Consider the following 12732-nt stretch of genomic DNA (forward strand, 5'->3'; position numbering starts at 1 on the left):
CCAGAGGAAACGCCCCTAGCCGTGATCTGCTGCCTTGATCCGGTCGACTACCCGGGATGCGAGGTCATCAGGCCGGAATTTGGCCAGGAAGTCGTCTGCACCGACCTTCTTGACCATCGCCTGGTTGAATACCCCCGACAACGAAGTATGCAGGATGATGTGCAATTTTTGCATGCGTGGATCGCTGCGTATCTCAGCCGTGAGGGTGTATCCGTCCATTTCCGGCATTTCAATGTCGGAAATCATCATCAGGAATTCTTCTTCCGGCTTCTTGCCTTCGTCCACCAACTTGCGCAAATAGTCCAGGGCTTGGCGACCGTCATTGAGGGCCACCACCTCGACGCCGACGGTTTGCAGGCAGCGCGTGACCTGCTTGCGCGCGACAGATGAATCATCCACGGTCAACACGCGCAGGGACACCGCCTTGTGCGCCGTCTCGGCATCCACTACCCCGACGGAAATGGTCTCCGACGTGGGCGCTACCTCGGCGAGGATCTTCTCCACGTCGATGATTTCCACCAGTTGGTTATCCACCCGCGTCACGGCCGTCAGGTAGTGATCGCGGCCGGTGCCCTTGGGCGGTGGATGGATCTCTTCCCAGTTCATGTTGACGATACGTTCCACCGAGCGCACCAGGAACCCCTGGGTCTTGGTGTTGTACTCGGTAATGATCACGAACGGGCTTTCGCGGTCCTGCAAACCAGAGGACCCGGTGGCCATCGCCAAGTCAAGAATGGGGATGGTCGCGCCACGTATATTGGCCACGCCGCACACCACCGGACTGGACTTGGGCATGATCGTCAGCTTGGGACACTGCAACACTTCGCGCACTTTAAACACGTTGATCCCGTACAGCTGCTTGCCGTCCAGGCGAAAAAGCAACAACTCCAGGCGATTCTGCCCTACCAGCTGTGTGCGCTGGTTTACTGAATCCATTACACCTGCCATGCCCAGACTCCTAAATCCCAGAGGTACGATGCGTACCCAACACTAAACGGCACGAGCTTTGCTATTTGGTTGGCTATGGATATTAAAACGACAGTTTCCCGACGCGCTTGCCGCCCAAAGTATCGCAGATTGCTCTGCGCCGCGATGGCGCTGCTTGTCTGGGGCGTGGGCGTCACCGCTCGCGCCGACAACGTCACCCTGCCTGATCTCCTTATCGGCGTCACCCAGGGCTTTCTTGAATACACTGTAGAAGATTATCTGGAGACCACCCAGACACCGGGGCGCTATGAGATCCAGGTCAATCAGTTGGACCCGCGCCTGCGCATGCCGATGTGTGACAAGGAATTGACAGCCACGCTGGAAAGCCCGGCCCAGCCTATTGGCCGTGTAACCGTCAAGGTACGGTGTGAGGGCGCCTCGCCCTGGACTGTTTTTGTGCCGGCTCAAGTCAAATTGTTCCGCGACGTTGTCGTGGTGGCGCGACCATTGAAGCGCACCGGCATCATTGGCGATGACGACGTTGCACTGCGTGAACGGGATATCAGCCTGATCAACCAGGGTTACCTGACCTCCCTGGACCAGGCGATCGGGCAGCGGCTCACCCGACCAGTGGTCACCGACCAAGTGATTACCCTGGTTCACCTGGAGCAGGCTGAAGTCATTCGTAAAGGTGACCAGGTCGTGATTTCCGCCAGCAGCGGCGGGTTGAACGTAAAAATGCCGGGGGAAGCGCTGTCCAACGGTGGCATGAGCGAACAGATTCGCGTCAAGAACCTCAACTCCAACCGCGTGATCAAGGCGCGAGTGACAGCTCCGGGCCAAGTCGAGGTGGCGTTATAGATGACTGGTACGGGGCGCCAGGTTTTCCTACACTGTGCATAGAGTGCTCCGTGCGGAGATTTATTGTCATTCGCGCCTAAAGTTTGTCCGGGTATTGCCGAAAACATGGCAAGCGTCCAAATACCCAGAGGTTTTTTGATCATGGTCATTGATTTCAGCCGTTTAAATAACACCCCGACGACGTCAGGCACTACGCGTACTGCCGGCAAGGAAAACGTAGAAGCCAAGTCCCAGCCCCTGCCGGCCAAGGCAGAGCAGGCGAGTGCGAGCCAGAGTGGGGAGTCGGTTCACCTGAGTAATGAGGCTCAGCAGTTGCAGAAGGTCACTGACTCGCTGCGCGATCAACCGGTTGTCAATAAAGCCCGCGTGGCCGAGTTGAAACAGGCTATCGCCGATGGCAGTTACACAGTCGACAGCAACCGTGTAGCCAGCAAGCTGCTTAACTTCGAAGCCGAGCGCTAGGCAAAGGCCTGCGCTGGGCTTCTGGACGCTTAAAACCCAAGGCCAGCCATGCACCACGACGAACATTTGCTTCAACTGATCATTGATGATCTGGCGCCGACGCAACAACTGCTCGAGCTGCTAAAAGAAGAGTCCCTGGCCCTGTATGGCCGGGATATGCCTTTGCTCGAAGAAATACTCGCACGCAAACAATCGCTGATTGTGCTGCTCGAACAGCACGGCACGAAGCGCAGCGAGATCCTCAACAGCCTGGGCCTGCCCGCCGATCACGACGGCCTGGCACAGTTGGCAAGTCATTCCTCGGTCGGCGATCAGTTGCTGACGCAAAGCAAAGCACTCAATCAGCTGCTCACCCAGTGCCAGGAAGCCAACCTGCTCAACGGCCAGTCGATTCAGCTTCAGCAAGCCACCACGGCCAATCAGTTACGTATTCTTCACGGCGGCGAGCCCCCGGCCCTGTATAACGCCCAAGGCTCCACTTCGCGCCTGGTCAAGCCAAGCACCCGCAGCCAAGCCTGACGCCGGTTTAAAGCGTGACCTATCCAAGGTGCGCTACATACTGGCAAAATGCCCATTCTTGCGTGTAGTCGTATTTTGCCTGGAGATGGAACAACCGTGTTCAACGCCCCTAATGCGGAAGATGCACCGCAGCCACCGAAGGTCCTTACTACGCCTTTGGAAATCGCCAGCACGCTGCGAATGCTTCAAGACAGCCATGATCCTTTGATCATTACGTTCCATGAACGCAGCCAACGCTTCCAAAGCTATCTTGTAGATATCGACAAAGACAGCAAGACGTTGGTACTGGACGAGATGATTCCACGTGACGGTGAGCGTCACCTCGAAAATGGCGAACCGTTCCGCATCGAAGGTTTCCATGATGGCGTTAGGGTTGCCTGGGACAGTAATGGCACGCTGAGCATCAGCGAGAAGGACGGTCACCGTATCTACAGGGGCAGCATGCCCAGCGAGGTGGTCTATCATCAGCGTCGTGATGCATTCCGCGCGGCCTTGAAGTTGGCGCAGTTGGTCAATATTGAACTGGGTGGCGAAAAGCTTAAGGCTCCGATCAACGGCAAGTTGCTCGACATTTCGGCCACTGGGTGCAAATTGCGCTTTGAAGGCGACATCACCGAACGCCTGCAACTGGGCCAGGTCTATGACCGCTTCATCGCCGCGCTGCCATTCGGCAGCATGACCACCTCTGTCGAGTTGCGTTACCTGCATTTCGAAGACAGGATCAACACCACTTTTGCCGGCGTGCGCTTTCATAACATGAGCGGTTTAGTGCAGCGCCAAGTAGAACGCTTTGTGTATCAGCTGCAACGTGAAGCTCGACGCTTCGACAAAGACGACGACTTCTAAGCCTTGAACACTCTGTAGAAAACGGGCAGACCCTCATAGGATCTGCCCGTTTTTCGTTAGGGCCGCGCTCGACTCAAGTCATGGGGATGTTCTTCCGGGTCGGTTGACTCAGGCGCAATCTCGGCAGCCGGCTCGTCGACGGCAGGTTCGGGTTCCAGGTCAGGAACAGTGGTCTGCATCTGCTCCTGTACCACCTGTTCATCCACCCGCGGATCAAGCGCGGCCACCAGCGGCGAACTGGACATGCTGTCAGGCATTGCGACGTGGTGCAACGGCGCATCGTCCACCTGATGCAAGTTGGTCACCGCCTTGGGCCGTATACGCCATACCAGGATCAACGCACACAGGCTGAAAAACGCGTACAGCATCTGGCTGCCGAACAGCTTCATTACCACACCCGCCAGAAGCGGGCCGATACTGGCACCCACTCCGTAAGTCACCAGCAACATAGCGGTCAGCGATACCCTACGATCACCTTCCACATGATCGTTGGAAAAAGCCACGGCCAACGGGTAAAGACAAAACTGCACAAGCGAACAAAAAAAGCCCGCCACGAACAGCACTTCCAAAGGTACCTGAGTCATGATCGCCAAGGGCAACGCCGCCACCGCCAGGCACAAGGCGAAGCAGCGGATCAGCAGAGCGCGGTCATAGCGGTCCGACAACCAGCCCAGTGGCCACTGCACGAGCAGTCCAGCAAAAATACAGGATCCCATGAATAGACCGACTTGCTCAGTCGTCAACCCCTGCTGGGAGGCATAGAGCGGCGCCAGGCCATAGAACGAGCCGACTATCAAGCCGGCACCCAACACCGTGCTGAGGGACTGTGGCACACGCTTGATAAAGAAACGCGGTTCCATCGGTGCCGGATGCAGCGGCGCCGGGTGAATACGCCGGGTCATAGCCACGGGGACCAGGCACAGGGCAAAGCACAGCGCCACCAGCATCAGCAGTTCAAGCCCCAGATGGGGATGCATTACCAGTATCAGTTGACCCAGCACCAGACCGAGGTAGGAAGCGATCATATAGCCGCTGAACACTACGCCACGCTGCTTGGCATCCGCTTGCTCATTGAGCCAGCTTTCAATGACCATGTACTGGCACATCATCCCCAGGCCCACAATCATCCGCAGCACGATCCAGGCAGGTAGCCAATCGATCAACCCATGGCCCAGCACAGCCGCGCCGACAATCCCGGCGCATGTAGCGTAGGCCCGTATATGCCCGACACGAGCGATCAAACGGTGCCCGATCTTGCCGCCCAGCACCAGGCCAAAATAGTTGGCCGCCATCAGCGCACCCACCCACAGGCTGTCGACATGGTCGGCGGCCAGGCGCAAGGCCAAATAAGTACTGAGCAGGCCGGAGCCGATCAGCATCATCAAGGAGGCGAAATAAAGGGCTCGAAAAGATTTCCAGATCTGGCGCATCGGCGTTCCGAGCGGCTCCTTGCAGTGAGGGGACAGGGCTATCGCATGATAGTCCGCGGTGGTCGGGTCCGGACAGACGGCATGGGCCATTTCCGGGGATTATTTTGCTTACCAGCTCAGACGCTGACTGCATAGCTGCGAGGTACATAGAGTGGAGATAAATACACAGCGCACCACCTGTGAACCTGGATCATGCGCAAGGTTCGACTGGTGTCTGGATATCTGCCATAAAAGCCCTGAATAGAGCGGTCCATAAGATGTTGAGCATGCTCGACAGAGGCAATTTTTTCGATCGCCCAAAACAAAACCCCAACTGCTTTCGCAATTGGGGTTCTGGAATTTAATCTTGACGATGACCTACTCTCACATGGGGAAACCCCACACTACCATCGGCGATGCATCGTTTCACTGCTGAGTTCGGGATGGGATCAGGTGGTTCCAATGCTCTATGGTCGTCAAGAAATTCGGGTACTGAGTCGTGACCACATGGCCTCGCTTCAGCAAATTGGGTATGTGACAGCAATCGGTGTTTTGTGAGCGTCGAACTTTCGGTTCATCTCGTCTTCACACACCGCAATCTGATGCTCGTTAGAGTAGTCAAATTGCTTGGGTGTTATATGGTCAAGCCTCACGGGCAATTAGTATTGGTTAGCTCAACGCCTCACAGCGCTTACACACCCAACCTATCAACGTCGTAGTCTTCGACGGCCCTTCAGGGAACTCAAGGTTCCAGTGAGATCTCATCTTGAGGCTAGTTTCCCGCTTAGATGCTTTCAGCGGTTATCTATTCCGAACATAGCTACCCGGCAATGCCACTGGCGTGACAACCGGAACACCAGAGGTTCGTCCACTCCGGTCCTCTCGTACTAGGAGCAGCCCCTCTCAAATCTCAAACGTCCACGGCAGATAGGGACCGAACTGTCTCACGACGTTCTAAACCCAGCTCGCGTACCACTTTAAATGGCGAACAGCCATACCCTTGGGACCGGCTTCAGCCCCAGGATGTGATGAGCCGACATCGAGGTGCCAAACACCGCCGTCGATATGAACTCTTGGGCGGTATCAGCCTGTTATCCCCGGAGTACCTTTTATCCGTTGAGCGATGGCCCTTCCATACAGAACCACCGGATCACTAAGACCTACTTTCGTACCTGCTCGACGTGTCTGTCTCGCAGTCAAGCGCGCTTTTGCCTTTATACTCTACGACCGATTTCCGACCGGTCTGAGCGCACCTTCGTACTCCTCCGTTACTCTTTAGGAGGAGACCGCCCCAGTCAAACTACCCACCATACACTGTCCTCGATCCGGATAACGGACCTGAGTTAGAACCTCAAAGTTGCCAGGGTGGTATTTCAAGGTTGGCTCCACGCAGACTGGCGTCCACGCTTCAAAGCCTCCCACCTATCCTACACAAGCAAATTCAAAGTCCAGTGCAAAGCTATAGTAAAGGTTCACGGGGTCTTTCCGTCTAGCCGCGGATACACTGCATCTTCACAGCGATTTCAATTTCACTGAGTCTCGGGTGGAGACAGCGCCGCCATCGTTACGCCATTCGTGCAGGTCGGAACTTACCCGACAAGGAATTTCGCTACCTTAGGACCGTTATAGTTACGGCCGCCGTTTACCGGGGCTTCGATCAAGAGCTTCGCGTTAGCTAACCCCATCAATTAACCTTCCGGCACCGGGCAGGCGTCACACCCTATACGTCCACTTTCGTGTTTGCAGAGTGCTGTGTTTTTAATAAACAGTCGCAGCGGCCTGGTATCTTCGACCGGCATGAGCTTACGGAGCAAGTCCTTCACCCTCACCGGCGCACCTTCTCCCGAAGTTACGGTGCCATTTTGCCTAGTTCCTTCACCCGAGTTCTCTCAAGCGCCTTGGTATTCTCTACCCAACCACCTGTGTCGGTTTGGGGTACGGTTCCTGGTTACCTGAAGCTTAGAAGCTTTTCTTGGAAGCATGGCATCAACCACTTCGTCATCTAAAAGATGACTCGTCATCAGCTCTCGGCCTTAGAATCCCGGATTTACCTAAGATTCCAGCCTACCACCTTAAACTTGGACAACCAACGCCAAGCTGGCCTAGCCTTCTCCGTCCCTCCATCGCAATAACCAGAAGTACAGGAATATTAACCTGTTTTCCATCGACTACGCTTTTCAGCCTCGCCTTAGGGACCGACTAACCCTGCGTCGATTAACGTTGCGCAGGAAACCTTGGTCTTTCGGCGTGGGTGTTTTTCACACCCATTGTCGTTACTCATGTCAGCATTCGCACTTCTGATACCTCCAGCAAGCTTCTCAACTCACCTTCACAGGCTTACAGAACGCTCCTCTACCGCATCACTTACGTGATACCCGTAGCTTCGGTGTATGGTTTGAGCCCCGTTACATCTTCCGCGCAGGCCGACTCGACTAGTGAGCTATTACGCTTTCTTTAAAGGGTGGCTGCTTCTAAGCCAACCTCCTAGCTGTCTAAGCCTTCCCACATCGTTTCCCACTTAACCATAACTTTGGGACCTTAGCTGACGGTCTGGGTTGTTTCCCTTTTCACGACGGACGTTAGCACCCGCCGTGTGTCTCCCATGCTCGGCACTTGTAGGTATTCGGAGTTTGCATCGGTTTGGTAAGTCGGGATGACCCCCTAGCCGAAACAGTGCTCTACCCCCTACAGTGATACATGAGGCGCTACCTAAATAGCTTTCGAGGAGAACCAGCTATCTCCGAGCTTGATTAGCCTTTCACTCCGATCCACAGGTCATCCGCTAACTTTTCAACGGTAGTCGGTTCGGTCCTCCAGTTAGTGTTACCCAACCTTCAACCTGCCCATGGATAGATCGCCCGGTTTCGGGTCTATTCCCAGCGACTAGACGCCCTATTAAGACTCGCTTTCGCTACGCCTCCCCTATTCGGTTAAGCTCGCCACTGAAAATAAGTCGCTGACCCATTATACAAAAGGTACGCAGTCACCCAACAAAGTGGGCTCCCACTGCTTGTACGCATACGGTTTCAGGATCTATTTCACTCCCCTCTCCGGGGTTCTTTTCGCCTTTCCCTCACGGTACTAGTTCACTATCGGTCAGTCAGTAGTATTTAGCCTTGGAGGATGGTCCCCCCATATTCAGACAAAGTTTCTCGTGCTCCGTCCTACTCGATTTCATGACTAAGAGATTTTCGCGTACAGGGCTATCACCCACTATGGCCGCACTTTCCAGAGCGTTCCGCTAATCTCAAAGCCACTTAAGGGCTAGTCCCCGTTCGCTCGCCACTACTAAGGGAATCTCGGTTGATTTCTTTTCCTCAGGGTACTTAGATGTTTCAGTTCCCCTGGTTCGCCTCTTACGCCTATGTATTCAGCGTAAGATAACCATCTTATGATGGCTGGGTTCCCCCATTCAGACATCTCCGGATCAAAGTCTGTTTGCCGACTCCCCGAAGCTTTTCGCAGGCTACCACGTCCTTCATCGCCTCTGACTGCCAAGGCATCCACCGTATGCGCTTCTTCACTTGACCATATAACCCCAAGCAATCTGGTTATACTGTGAAGACAACATTCGCCGAAAATTCGAATTTCTCGTTTAAGAGAACTCACAAATTTTACCTTAGCCTGATCCGTTACCAGTGAAAGTAACGGTCAGTCTATCTTTCTATCACATACCCAAATTTTTAAAGAACGATCTAATCAAAGACTAGAAATCAATATTCACTTCAGAATATTCATTTCTAAACTCTAACAGCAGAAGCAGTTAATGGTGGAGCCAAACGGGATCGAACCGTTGACCTCCTGCGTGCAAGGCAGGCGCTCTCCCAGCTGAGCTATGGCCCCATAACAAAATTGGTGGGTCTGGGCAGATTCGAACTGCCGACCTCACCCTTATCAGGGGTGCGCTCTAACCAACTGAGCTACAGACCCAATTTCGAGCGCGTAACTGATTAGCTAAGAGCTATCAGCTTGGAGCTTAAAGCTGCTTCTATCGTCTTCTTCAATGAATCAAGCAATTCGTGTGGGAACTTATGGAGCAGCTGATGTCGTCGATTAAGGAGGTGATCCAGCCGCAGGTTCCCCTACGGCTACCTTGTTACGACTTCACCCCAGTCATGAATCACACCGTGGTAACCGTCCTCCCGAAGGTTAGACTAGCTACTTCTGGTGCAACCCACTCCCATGGTGTGACGGGCGGTGTGTACAAGGCCCGGGAACGTATTCACCGCGACATTCTGATTCGCGATTACTAGCGATTCCGACTTCACGCAGTCGAGTTGCAGACTGCGATCCGGACTACGATCGGTTTTGTGGGATTAGCTCCACCTCGCGGCTTGGCAACCCTCTGTACCGACCATTGTAGCACGTGTGTAGCCCAGGCCGTAAGGGCCATGATGACTTGACGTCATCCCCACCTTCCTCCGGTTTGTCACCGGCAGTCTCCTTAGAGTGCCCACCATTACGTGCTGGTAACTAAGGACAAGGGTTGCGCTCGTTACGGGACTTAACCCAACATCTCACGACACGAGCTGACGACAGCCATGCAGCACCTGTCTCAATGTTCCCGAAGGCACCCATCCATCTCTGGAAAGTTCATTGGATGTCAAGGCCTGGTAAGGTTCTTCGCGTTGCTTCGAATTAAACCACATGCTCCACCGCTTGTGCGGGCCCCCGTCAATTCATTTGAGTTTTAACCTTGCGGCCGTACTCCCCAGGCGGTCAACTTAATGCGTTAGCTGCGCCACTAAGAGCTCAAGGCTCCCAACGGCTAGTTGACATCGTTTACGGCGTGGACTACCAGGGTATCTAATCCTGTTTGCTCCCCACGCTTTCGCACCTCAGTGTCAGTGTTGGTCCAGGTGGTCGCCTTCGCCACTGGTGTTCCTTCCTATATCTACGCATTTCACCGCTACACAGGAAATTCCACCACCCTCTACCACACTCTAGTCAGTCAGTTTTGAATGCAGTTCCCAGGTTGAGCCCGGGGATTTCACATCCAACTTAACAAACCACCTACGCGCGCTTTACGCCCAGTAATTCCGATTAACGCTTGCACCCTCTGTATTACCGCGGCTGCTGGCACAGAGTTAGCCGGTGCTTATTCTGTCGGTAACGTCAAAACAATCACGTATTAAGTAACTGCCCTTCCTCCCAACTTAAAGTGCTTTACAATCCGAAGACCTTCTTCACACACGCGGCATGGCTGGATCAGGCTTTCGCCCATTGTCCAATATTCCCCACTGCTGCCTCCCGTAGGAGTCTGGACCGTGTCTCAGTTCCAGTGTGACTGATCATCCTCTCAGACCAGTTACGGATCGTCGCCTTGGTGAGCCATTACCTCACCAACTAGCTAATCCGACCTAGGCTCATCTGATAGCGCAAGGCCCGAAGGTCCCCTGCTTTCTCCCGTAGGACGTATGCGGTATTAGCGTCCGTTTCCGAACGTTATCCCCCACTACCAGGCAGATTCCTAGGCTTTACTCACCCGTCCGCCGCTCTCAAGAGAAGCAAGCTTCTCTCTACCGCTCGACTTGCATGTGTTAGGCCTGCCGCCAGCGTTCAATCTGAGCCATGATCAAACTCTTCAGTTCAAACATCTTTGGGTTTTTAAGAAACCCTAAACTTGGCTCAGCAATCGTTGGTTATTCTTTGATTTCTCGCGGAGTAACTTGTGATGCTGATAATCTTGTTGACTATCAGTCTGACCCCACAAGCACCCACACGAATTGCTTGATTCAGTTGTTAAAGAGCGGTTGGTTAAGATGTTTCGTCTCAACCGAGGCGCGCATTCTACAGCAGCCTCATTTGCTGTCAAGTGGTTATTTTCAGAAGTTTTCGAAGAATTCTTCAACAACTTCAACCACTTGCGCTTGCGATCTCTCGTAAGCGGGAGGCGAATTCTACAGAATCCCTCAAGGGCGTCAAGCAATTAAATCAAAAAAAGGAAATCTCTTTCAAGGTCGTTGTCCTTCTATATAGAAGACGAACAAACGGAGCGTATTGGAAGCGTTGGCTTACTGCTCAACGAGCTGAATACATCCCTTTCGGGAGAGAGTATGGCGAGCCAAGGTAGCGGAGGTCATTTATACGGAGGACTAAGGAGGTGGTGTCCCAGGGCCGGTTCGAACGGCCAACCTTCCCCTTAGGAGGGGGATGCTCTATCCAATTGAGCTACTGGGACGTGTCGCGGTCGTCGAGTCAAAGGCTCAGCGACGGACGGCGTGCATGTTAACGGCCACGGTAAAGTTTGTCATGTCATCCGTTGGCTTTTTGATCGTAGGCCAATCCTGCAGCCATATATGTGGTGCCGCCACTACATTCGCTCGCCCCGCCTATCGTGCAGATTGCATCCCAGCAAATTGCCATCATTGCAAATTGCAATGCACCACAACCTCGGATGACCCGCAAGCCGTTGTTTATATTGAACTAATAGTTGGCACGAGAGCTGCAATAGTTCTTCTACCAACCCGATTTGACACAGGCATACGGAGAAGAAATCATGAACAGCGCCCTTTTGCTCGGCCTCAACGCATTGGCACTGGCCGCGCTGGCAACCTTTCACTTCCAGCCTGCCGATTTACAAGACACCGCTCAGATCAATCAACCCGTCCCCCACCATCTGCAGCAACGTCCACAGTTGGCGGTGATGACTGCCAACGCCCAATCACCCATTCGCTTGGCCCAAGGCACGCAAGACGCCCCAGCATCTGAACACTGGGTATTTTGAGAGCGCTACTCATGTCCAAATCTGCATGGTTATTTCTTTGCTTGATGCTTCTCACCGCCCTACTGGGCTTGAGTAACGGTATGCGAGAAAGCGCGACCCTCGCATTTATCGCCAGCGCTGTGTTCGGCTGCCTGCTGATCGTGTCGCTCGCCATTGGTCGCCGGATCAAATTCGACCCAGTGCTGCGCTAGCCCTCCCCGCCTCAAGCCCCTCCCCTACCTTACGTCGCCCCGCGCTAGTAAAAGAGCAAACTGCCACTACCCTTATAGATGAGGGCAAAAGGCCATACTGCTTCCGGCACAAGCTCTTCAACCCGATGCAGGACAGGTTTGCGTGAAGATCAGGAATGTCCGATCCGAGCAGAAACTTTTCCAACCAGTCCGCAAAAATGCAAATCAGTGCTGGCATAAAGCCTGTAGGCGGTTCAATATTTGTCACAGAATTGACGCCAAGGAAATGTCAAATCTGAGGCATGATGCGGCCTCTTTGCAATTCGGGTTGAACTTTGGTCGTGAGCCTTGTCTTAACACTCATCTTGCGGCCAATTCCAAAAACCGCTCCCCTGAACTAACCGGTTAAATATATGCGCCCATTGAAACAGGCAATTTATTCCAGCCGTACGGCTGACAAGTTCGTCGTACGTCTGCCAGACGGAATGCGGGAACGCATTGCCGAGGTGGCTCGCAATCATCATCGCAGCATGAACTCCGAAATCATCGCTCGCCTGGAACAGAGCCTTATTCAGGAAGGTGCCTTGGGTGACGAGTTGAGCATGCGCCTGGACAGCCCAGAGCTGTCACTGCACGAACGCGAACTGCTGCAGCGTTTTCGTCAGCTTTCCCACCGCCAGCAAAATGCTCTCGTTTCGCTGATCGCGCACGACGTAGAGGCGGCCGCAGAAGCCAATTGATTTACACTTGAAAGCCGAAGCCAGCTATATGCTGGCTTTTTTTGCCTGGAATTTGAGCAAGGGGAGCGAGG

The 12732-nt window shown here is 53.8% G+C and carries 9 protein-coding genes, 3 tRNA genes and 3 rRNA genes; 7 read left to right on the forward strand and 8 right to left on the reverse strand.

From position 1 onward, the window contains the following. Positions 1–15: 15 nt before the first annotated feature. Positions 16–948, reverse strand: a complete 933-nt coding sequence (locus BOP93_RS20330; protein WP_104504436.1) for a chemotaxis protein CheV — start codon at positions 946–948, stop codon at positions 16–18. Positions 949–1023: 75 nt separating this feature from the next. Here BOP93_RS20330 and flgA point away from each other — a divergent pair, with 75 nt between their 5' ends. The 4 genes from flgA to BOP93_RS20350 all read left to right on the forward strand — a co-directional run bounded on the left by flgA (position 1024) and on the right by BOP93_RS20350 (position 3615). After that, positions 1024–1788 (forward strand): flagellar basal body P-ring formation chaperone FlgA, encoded by a 765-nt coding sequence (flgA, locus tag BOP93_RS20335; protein ID WP_065892955.1) that lies wholly within the window; start codon positions 1024–1026, stop codon positions 1786–1788. Positions 1789–1929: 141 nt separating this feature from the next. Beyond that, the gene (gene flgM / locus BOP93_RS20340) at positions 1930–2250 is read left to right on the forward strand and encodes a flagellar biosynthesis anti-sigma factor FlgM (RefSeq protein WP_065884811.1); all 321 of its coding nucleotides are present in this window, start codon (positions 1930–1932) and stop codon (positions 2248–2250) included. A 48-nt stretch (positions 2251–2298) separates the two neighbouring features. Next, positions 2299–2769: a flagella synthesis protein FlgN gene (locus BOP93_RS20345; RefSeq protein WP_104504437.1), complete on the forward strand. Its 471-nt coding sequence runs from the start codon at positions 2299–2301 to the stop codon at positions 2767–2769. Positions 2770–2865: 96 nt separating this feature from the next. Next, entirely contained in the window at positions 2866–3615 is a 750-nt protein-coding gene (locus BOP93_RS20350; RefSeq protein WP_104504438.1) for a flagellar brake protein, read from the forward strand. A gap of 56 nt (positions 3616–3671) precedes the next feature. Here the strand turns inward: BOP93_RS20350 and BOP93_RS20355 are convergent, their stop codons facing one another. The 7 genes from BOP93_RS20355 to BOP93_RS20385 all read right to left on the reverse strand — a co-directional run bounded on the left by BOP93_RS20355 (position 3672) and on the right by BOP93_RS20385 (position 11205). After that, positions 3672–5045 (reverse strand): MFS transporter, encoded by a 1374-nt coding sequence (locus BOP93_RS20355; protein WP_104504439.1) that lies wholly within the window; start codon positions 5043–5045, stop codon positions 3672–3674. A gap of 344 nt (positions 5046–5389) precedes the next feature. Further along, positions 5390–5505 (reverse strand): 5S ribosomal RNA (rrf, locus tag BOP93_RS20360). Positions 5506–5662: 157 nt separating this feature from the next. Beyond that, a 23S ribosomal RNA gene (locus BOP93_RS20365) occupies positions 5663–8554 on the reverse strand. A gap of 237 nt (positions 8555–8791) precedes the next feature. Beyond that, a tRNA-Ala gene (locus BOP93_RS20370) sits at positions 8792–8867 on the reverse strand. Positions 8868–8877: 10 nt separating this feature from the next. Then, positions 8878–8954, reverse strand: a tRNA-Ile gene (locus tag BOP93_RS20375). Positions 8955–9078: 124 nt separating this feature from the next. Further along, positions 9079–10615, reverse strand: a 16S ribosomal RNA gene (locus BOP93_RS20380). Together the 16S, 23S and 5S rRNA genes with 2 tRNA genes alongside form the textbook arrangement of a ribosomal RNA operon. Positions 10616–11128: 513 nt before the next feature. Then, positions 11129–11205 (reverse strand) — tRNA-Arg (locus BOP93_RS20385). A 318-nt stretch (positions 11206–11523) separates the two neighbouring features. Between BOP93_RS20385 and BOP93_RS20390 the strand changes: the two genes are divergently transcribed. The 3 genes from BOP93_RS20390 (at position 11524) to BOP93_RS20400 (ending at position 12661) form a co-directional block, all read left to right on the forward strand. After that, a complete protein-coding gene (locus BOP93_RS20390) occupies positions 11524–11751 on the forward strand; it encodes a hypothetical protein (protein ID WP_065884437.1) in 228 nt (75 codons plus the stop codon). 11 nt (positions 11752–11762) lie between these two features. Further along, positions 11763–11942, forward strand: a complete 180-nt coding sequence (locus BOP93_RS20395) for a PA3371 family protein (RefSeq protein ID WP_104504440.1) — start codon at positions 11763–11765, stop codon at positions 11940–11942. Positions 11943–12334: 392 nt separating this feature from the next. Next, positions 12335–12661 (forward strand): Arc family DNA-binding protein, encoded by a 327-nt coding sequence (locus BOP93_RS20400; RefSeq protein WP_003175643.1) that lies wholly within the window; start codon positions 12335–12337, stop codon positions 12659–12661. The last annotated feature ends 71 nt before the right edge of the window (positions 12662–12732 follow it).

The organism is Pseudomonas orientalis (assembly GCF_002934065.1).
In the GTDB taxonomy this organism is placed as follows: Bacteria; Pseudomonadota; Gammaproteobacteria; order Pseudomonadales; family Pseudomonadaceae; genus Aquipseudomonas; species Aquipseudomonas orientalis_A.

Excerpts from the sequence above, each read along its gene's own strand:
- BOP93_RS20330 (WP_104504436.1), bottom strand. The coding sequence starts at position 948 with ATGGCAGGTGTAATGGATTCAGTAAACCAGCGCACACAGCTGGTAGGG.
- flgA (WP_065892955.1), top strand. The coding sequence starts at position 1,024 with ATGGATATTAAAACGACAGTTTCCCGACGCGCTTGCCGCCCAAAGTAT.
- flgM (WP_065884811.1), top strand. The coding sequence starts at position 1,930 with ATGGTCATTGATTTCAGCCGTTTAAATAACACCCCGACGACGTCAGGC.
- BOP93_RS20345 (WP_104504437.1), top strand. The coding sequence starts at position 2,299 with ATGCACCACGACGAACATTTGCTTCAACTGATCATTGATGATCTGGCG.
- BOP93_RS20355 (WP_104504439.1), bottom strand. The coding sequence starts at position 5,045 with ATGCGCCAGATCTGGAAATCTTTTCGAGCCCTTTATTTCGCCTCCTTG.
- BOP93_RS20390 (WP_065884437.1), top strand. The coding sequence starts at position 11,524 with ATGAACAGCGCCCTTTTGCTCGGCCTCAACGCATTGGCACTGGCCGCG.
- BOP93_RS20395 (WP_104504440.1), top strand. The coding sequence starts at position 11,763 with ATGTCCAAATCTGCATGGTTATTTCTTTGCTTGATGCTTCTCACCGCC.
- BOP93_RS20400 (WP_003175643.1), top strand. The coding sequence starts at position 12,335 with ATGCGCCCATTGAAACAGGCAATTTATTCCAGCCGTACGGCTGACAAG.